The organism is Bacillus sp. AP50 (assembly GCF_040492675.1).
GTDB classification, from domain to species: Bacteria; Bacillota; Bacilli; order Bacillales; family Bacillaceae_G; genus Bacillus_A; species Bacillus_A cereus.
The window spans coordinates 1-7,353 of record NZ_JBEUTW010000437.1; the positions used below are offsets into that span (position 1 = coordinate 1).

The window sequence follows — 7,353 nt, forward strand, 5'->3', positions numbered from 1 at the left end:
ATTCTATAGTCGTTAAAAAATAAAGAAATATTGTATGAGAGGAAACCTCACTTTTCTGAAGTGAGGCTTTTTGTAGTAACGAAGTAATAGTGAATAAAACTAATTTTAAAAATAATTTAAAATCAAACTTTTTATAAAGCAACAGATGCTCGTTCATAATAGTAGTATAATAGTGAATGAGGTGTTAATAGAATGGAAGATAGAACATTAGGTTTATTACTAGATGTTGTTGGTGAATTATTTTCAGATGAAATTTCAATTGCTGTTTCGAATACGAAAGAATATATTTACTATCGGCCAAGTAAACGAATTGATTTAAAGATTAGCGCTGGGGATCCTATAAAGGAAGGAACGATTGCTCATAAAGCGATGGTGATGAATCAAAAAACATCTGAGTTTATGAATCGGGATGTTTTTGGTATTCCTTATCATGGAATGGCTGTACCATTTTCAAACAATGGAAAGCTTGAAGGGTGCGTAACGGCAATTTATCCAGCTTTAACGGATGGAAAGTCAGTCGTTACTTTAAAAACAACAGATGGCTGGATTCCAGTTCCTTTTTCAAAGGTTATGTATTTAGAGGCTAAAGATAAAAAGACGTATGTGAATTCAGAAGAGTTATCAGGAACACATAAATACTCTCTGCAAGAATTCGAATACTTGCTTCCTAAAGATTCATTTATTAGATGTCACCGTTCGTTTATTGTAAATGTTAATCATATTAAAGCGATTTATCCTGATACCCATTCTACTTTTGTACTTTCGATGGATAATGGTGAGAGAGTACCAGTTAGTCAATCATACGCTAGTTATTTCCGTAAGCTTCTAGGATTCTAAATTTTTCTGCTTTAGAACCTAAATTTGCTGTTCTGTCTGAATTTTCGTTATTGTATACTAAAATCCCTATTTTGATAGTGTAAATGTGTAAAATAATTATGAATATTCAATGAGAGAGGGATTACATATGGAGAATAATTTAGATAGAATCAGAGATCAACGTCTAAAAGATCGGGTAGTTACACCTGAAGAAGCAGCTTCCTGGATTCAAAGTGGAATGACTTTAGGCTTAAGTGGGTTTACACGTGCAGGTGATGTAAAAGCAGTCCCATTTGCGCTTGTAAACCGAGTTAAGAATGATGAATCTTTTAAAGTAAATGTTTATACTGGGGCTTCTTTAGGCTCGGATGTAGACAAATTATTTGCTGAGGCAGGAATTTTAGGGAAAAGATTACCTTTCCAAGCTGACGCGACGATGCGAAAAGGAATTAATAACGGAGACTTTTTATTTGTGGATCAACACTTATCTCATACAGCAGAGTTACTCCGCGCTGACGTTCTGGATATAGATTTCGCTATTTTGGAAGCGGTTGCGATTACAGAGGACGGAATGATTATTCCAACCACTTCAATTGGAAATTCCTTAGCGTTTTCCTTAAATGCTAAGTCTATTATTATTGAAATGAATATGGCTCAATCCACGCAATTAGAGGGACTACATGATCTATATGAACCAGGTAAACAAGGGGAGAGGCTTCCAATTCCGCTTGTGAAAACAGATGACCGAATTGGAACAATCGGTATTCCAATTGATCCTGAAAAAGTAAAGGGAATTGTGTTTACGAATCAATTGGATTCGCCATCGACAATTGTTCCTCCGGATGAAGAAACGGTCATTATGGCACAGCATTTAATAGAATTCCTTCGAGAAGAAGTTAAAATAGGGCGATTAACAAATCGTTTAGCGCCGTTACAATCAGGAATTGGTTCAGTTGCTAACGCAGTATTGCATGGAATGTTAGATTCAGAATTTGAAGATTTAGAAGTGTATTCTGAAGTTTTACAAGATGCAGTTTTTGATCTTATGGATGCTGGAAAAGTCAATTTTGCTTCTTGTTGTTCTATCACGCTTTCTGAAGAGAAAATGCAACAAGTATTTTCTAACTTTGAAAAATATCGTGACAAATTAATGATGCGTCCGCAAGAGATTTCCAATCATCCTGAAATCATTCGTCGCCTTGGATTAATCTCAATTAATACTGCATTAGAATTAGATATATACGGAAATGTTAACTCTACTCACGTTTTAGGTACAAAAATGATGAATGGAATTGGTGGGTCTGGTGATTTTGCAAGAAATGCACGCCTAGCTATCTTTGTTACTAAATCGATTGCGAAAGGTGGTAACATTTCAAGTATTGTTCCTTTCGTTTCTCATGTAGACCATACTGAACATGATGTAGATGTTATTGTTACTGAACAGGGGTATGCCGACTTAAGGGGACTTGCGCCAAGAGAAAGAGTGGAACTTATTATTGAGAATTGCGCACATCCAATGTATCGTGATCAACTACGTGCTTATTACGAAGAAGCAAAAACAAGAGGTGGACAAACTCCTCATATTTTAGAAAAAGCTTTTTCTTGGCATACGAATTATGCTAAAAATGGAACAATGCTTGAAGCGGTAGTAGAAACTGTATAGGTTTGTATCGTACGAAATAGTAAAACGAATGAGTGAGTTTGAAGATTAAATTTTAGAAAAAGAGAACACCAACTTTTAGGGATGGTGTTCTTTTTCTTTAAAAAAATTGTACTGGTTATAATAAAGATTTATAAAAATAACCTCTAATTTATGAAAAAAAAGGTTTTTTGAAGTGCTTTCCGAATCAATTTAGTAGTTTACATATCGAAGGTGAGGAGAAAGAATCATGAAGATAAGAGAAGCGTTATTAAGTGAAGCAAATGAATTAAGTGAATTCGCACTACAATCAAAAGCAACGTGGGATTATAGTGAAGAATTCATACTTGCTTGTAAGGAAGATTTAACAATTACAGAAGAATACATAAAAAATAATTTTGTATATGTTTTAGAAAACGATAATGCGAAGATTGGTTTTTTCTCATTTTTACGTAATGATAAAGCTCTCGATTTCTTGTACATTCATCCTGATTACAAAGGAAAAGGTTACGGGAAAATACTTTGGGAGTACGTAATAGAAAAAGCCAATGAACTAGGATTAAAAAGTTTTACGATTGATAGTGATCCGAATGCAAAAGGATATTACTTGAAAATGGGGGCACAGTTAATAGGAGAGACACCATCAACTGTCTTTAAGGGTCGTGTACTGCCTCTTTTGAAATATGATGTGTAAAACTATTAATAGTAGGGGAAGATTAGAATGGATGATGTAAAGGGAAAAAGAATATATGAAGCACTAATAAAATCGTGGTCGATTGAAACAAGTTCAAAGTGGACAATTGAAAATCCAGCAAAGGGACAGTGTGGTGTAACGGCTCTAGTCGTTCAAGATATATGTGGAGGGAAAATTATAAAGACAAAAATAGGGGGCGTGTGGCATTTTTATAACTTTATAGATGGGCAGAGGTTTGATTTTACAGAGTCTCAATTCAATGAAAACCTGAATTACTTGGGTGTGGAATCAAATCGGGAAGAAGCATTTGCAGATACAAATGAAAAGCAATATAGCATTTTGAAGGGAAAAATAACGAAAGAATTAAAATTATCTTTTGACTCTTAATCTTTAATAAGTTACTATAATGGTGGTAACTTATTAAAGGGAACTTCATAGAGTTGAAAGGGGAAATACTTTTGAAAACAACTTATGTAAACGCTACAATTGTAACGATGAATGAACAAAACGAAGTGATAGAAAATGGATATATCATTGTAGAAAATGATCAAATTATAGATGTAAAGAGCGGAGAATTCGCTAATGATTTTGAAGTAGATGAAGTAATTGACATGAAAGGAAAGTGGATTTTACCAGGGCTTGTAAATACACATACACACGTTGTAATGAGTCTCCTAAGAGGTATTGGCGATGATATGTTATTACAGCCGTGGCTTGAGACGAGAATTTGGCCACTGGAAAGTCAATTTACTCCCCAAATTGCGGTCGCTAGTACGGAATTAGGATTACTTGAGATGGTGAAAAGTGGTACAACATCATTCTCTGACATGTTTAATCCAATTGGAGTAGATCAAGACGCAATTATGGAAACGGTATCAAGGAGCGGGATGCGAGCTGCTGTTTCAAGGACTTTATTTAGCTTCGGAACGAAAGACGATGAAAAGAAAGCGATTGAAGAAGCTGAGAAATATGTGAAGCGTTACTATAACGAAAGTGGCATGTTAACTACGATGGTTGCACCACATAGTCCATATACATGTAGTACAGAATTGTTAGAAGAGTGCGCACGGATTGCAGTAGAGAATCAAACGATGGTTCATATCCATCTTTCTGAAACAGAGCGTGAAGTACGTGATATTGAAGCACAATATGGAAAACGTCCAGTAGAATATGCAGCGAGCTGCGGATTGTTTAAACGCCCAACAGTTATTGCACACGGTGTAGTATTAAATGAAGATGAGCGTGCATTTTTAGCAGAAAATGACGTTCGAGTAGCTCATAATCCGAATAGTAATTTAAAACTAGGTTCTGGTATAGCGAATGTAAAAGCGATGCTAGAAGCAGGAATAAAAGTAGGAATTGCAACAGATAGTGTTGCATCTAACAATAATTTAGATATGTTTGAAGAAATGCGCATAGCGACTTTACTACAAAAAGGTATTCACCAAGATGCAACAGCTTTACCAGTTGAAACAGCTCTTACACTTGCGACAAAAGGAGCTGCTGAAGTAATCGGGATGAAACAAACAGGATCACTTGAGATTGGAAAATGTGCTGATTTCATTACAATTGATCCGTCTAATAAGCCTCATTTACAACCAGCGGATGAAGTGTTATCACACCTTGTATATGCTGCTAGTGGAAAAGATATAAGCGATGTAATTATTAACGGAAAACGTGTCGTTTGGAATGGCGAATGTAAAACGTTAGATGAAGAGCGTATTATATTTGAAGCAAGTCGTTATAAACGAGGTTTGCAAAGATAACTAATTATGTGGCAGTTGAAAAAGCTATCCTTTTAAAAGGATAGCTTTTTTCTTGAACGAATAAATATTCAAAAGAATGTCGCATCTTTCTGTTCATATTTCTGCTATAATATATAACGCTTTATAATATTTTATACTTAAGGAGAACAACTCATGAAGCGAAAAAAGAGCCATTTAATGGTAATGGCACTTGTTACATCTTTATTATTAACAGCTTGTAATAATAAAGCGAATAAAAGTGATACAGAGGTTAAAAAACAAGTGTTAAATGTAACAGTATCAGAAGAAATTCCTTCTCTGGACACTGCGAAAACGATGGATGGTACATCAGCACACGTTATGCAAAACATATTTGAAGGGTTATATGTATTAAATGATCAAGATCAGCCTACTCCAGCAGTAGCAAAATCGTTTAAAAGAAGTGAAGATGGTAAGAAATATACATTTAACTTGCGTAAAGATGCAAAATGGTCAAATGGAGATAATGTAACAGCAAATGATTTTATATTTGCATGGAAACGTGCAATTAACCCTGAAACGGCATCTCAATATGCATACATGCTCTTTTATGTGAAAAATGCGAAAGAGATTAATAAGGGAACAATGCCTCTTGATGCACTTGGGGTTAAAGCAATAAATAATTATACGTTAGAAGTTGAACTGGAACAGCCAGTTCCGTATTTTTTACAGTTGTTAGCACTACCTATATACTTACCACAGCATGAATCATTTTTGAAAGAACAAGGAAACAATTATGCATTGGAACCTAGTAATCTCATATATAACGGGCCATTTGTATTAGAAAAATGGAAGCATGAACAAGAGTTTCAATTAAAGAAGAATGCTGCATATTGGGATCGAAAGAAAGTGAAATTAGACGAAATAAACTTTCATATCGTAAAGGATACAATGACAGCTGTAAATTTATATGAAGCCGGAGATTTGGATCGAGTACCTATTAATTCGCAAATTGTAGACAAGTATAGAGGGAATAAGGAATTACATATGTCGAGTGATCCTGGAATTGCCATGCTTCGTTTTAATGAAAAAAATACCGCGTTAGCAAATAAAAAAGTGCGTCAATCTATTTCATTAGCGTTAAATAAAGATGATTTTGTTGCTCACTTTATTAATAACGGAGCAAAACCTGCAAGCGGGCTTGTACCAGTTGGTCATGTAAATGAAGTGACCGGTAAAGATTTTAGAAAAGAAAACGGAGATCTTTCTTCATATGATTTGCAAAATGCGCAAAAGATTTGGAAAGAAGCGAAAAAAGAGCTTGAAGTAGAGCAAGTAAACCTCGAGTTTTTAACGTTTGAACAAGATAATGCAAAACGGATGGCAGAATATATAAAAGGTGATTTAGAAAAGAATTTGCAAGGAATCGCGATACAAATTAAACAACAGCCATTTAAGCAAAAATTACAGTTAGAACAAACAGGTGATTACGATATAACTATGGCAAATTGGGGACCTGACTATAAAGACCCAATTAGTTATTTAGAGTTATTTACGACAGGGAATCCGAATAATAAAATGAATTATTCTAATGTTCATTACGATGAATTAATAAAGAAAGCGAAAACGGATTTTGTACTAGATACGGAAAACCGATGGGAAGCGTTGCGAGAAGCCGAGCAGGTATTATTAGAAGATGCTGCGGTAGCGCCGCTTTATCATATTGGCTCAGCATATGTACAAAAGGATTATGTAAAAGGAATTGAAAAGCATCAATTTGGTGGTATTTATACTTATAAGAATGCTTATATTGCTAATGAATAAATACAAAAAACCTTACTTTTTAAAAGTAAGGTTTTTTACACATGAATTCTATTAAACCGATTTTAATAAAGCGTAAAAATTCGTATCATATGGGACATCATCTTGATACATATAATTTTTTAGAACGCCTTCTTTTTCAAAGCCTAATTTTAATAGTACTTTATTGGAAGCTTCATTTTCAAGAAATACAATTGCTCCAATCCGCTTTAAATGAATCGTATGGAAACCGTATGATATAACCTCAGAAACAGCTTCAGTCGCATATCCTTTTCCCCAGTGTTCAGGCAAAAAGGCATAACTTATATTGGCTCGTTTATGCTCAGAAGACCAATCGTGAAAACCAATGGTACCAATGAGTTCTTTCGTGTCTTTTAATTCGATTCCCCATTTTATACCGCTTCTTGCATTGTAACTCAACTTAAAATTATGAATGATTTGCTTCACTTGATCAATATCTTGTAACGGTTTTTGGCCATAATAGCGCAGTACATTAGTATTAGAAAAGCATTGTAGTATACGCGGTGCATCTTCTTCGGTAAGTTCTCTTAAAATGAGTCTTTCAGTTTTTAATAAAGGAAACATATTTTCGCTCCTTTTCACATGAAAATAGAATGTATTTGTTATTATATAATTTAATCTGAAAATAAAGATTATTC

The 7,353-nt window shown here is 34.4% G+C and carries 7 protein-coding genes; 6 read left to right on the plus strand and 1 reads right to left on the minus strand.

Annotation, left to right across the window (positions count from 1 at the left end):
• Nucleotides 1-192 precede the first annotated feature (192 nt).
• The 6 genes from ABWK52_RS24100 (at nt 193) to ABWK52_RS24125 (ending at nt 6,697) form a co-directional block, all read left to right on the plus strand.
• On the plus strand, nt 193-837 hold the full coding sequence (locus ABWK52_RS24100) for a LytTR family DNA-binding domain-containing protein (protein ID WP_000390207.1): 645 nt from the start codon (nt 193-195) through the stop codon (nt 835-837).
• 127 nt (nt 838-964) lie between these two features.
• Nucleotides 965-2,479 (plus strand): acetyl-CoA hydrolase/transferase family protein, encoded by a 1,515-nt coding sequence (locus ABWK52_RS24105; RefSeq protein ID WP_000429821.1) that lies wholly within the window; start codon nt 965-967, stop codon nt 2,477-2,479.
• Between the two features lie 226 nt (nt 2,480-2,705).
• A complete protein-coding gene (locus ABWK52_RS24110; RefSeq protein WP_000701894.1) occupies nt 2,706-3,149 on the plus strand; it encodes a GNAT family N-acetyltransferase in 444 nt (147 codons plus the stop codon).
• Nucleotides 3,150-3,176: 27 nt separating this feature from the next.
• A complete protein-coding gene (locus ABWK52_RS24115) occupies nt 3,177-3,536 on the plus strand; it encodes a YunG family protein (protein WP_000342922.1) in 360 nt (119 codons plus the stop codon).
• 53 nt (nt 3,537-3,589) lie between these two features.
• Nucleotides 3,590-4,915, plus strand: coding sequence for a bifunctional S-methyl-5'-thioadenosine deaminase/S-adenosylhomocysteine deaminase (locus ABWK52_RS24120; protein WP_002196386.1), 1,326 nt, complete (start codon nt 3,590-3,592; stop codon nt 4,913-4,915).
• A gap of 153 nt (nt 4,916-5,068) precedes the next feature.
• Complete coding sequence (locus tag ABWK52_RS24125) at nt 5,069-6,697, plus strand: peptide ABC transporter substrate-binding protein (protein WP_000823519.1); 1,629 nt, start codon at nt 5,069-5,071, stop codon at nt 6,695-6,697.
• 51 nt (nt 6,698-6,748) lie between these two features.
• Here ABWK52_RS24125 and ABWK52_RS24130 read toward each other — a convergent pair whose 3' ends face one another.
• A complete protein-coding gene (locus tag ABWK52_RS24130; RefSeq protein ID WP_000484219.1) occupies nt 6,749-7,279 on the minus strand; it encodes a GNAT family N-acetyltransferase in 531 nt (176 codons plus the stop codon).
• Nucleotides 7,280-7,353: the final 74 nt, after the last annotated feature.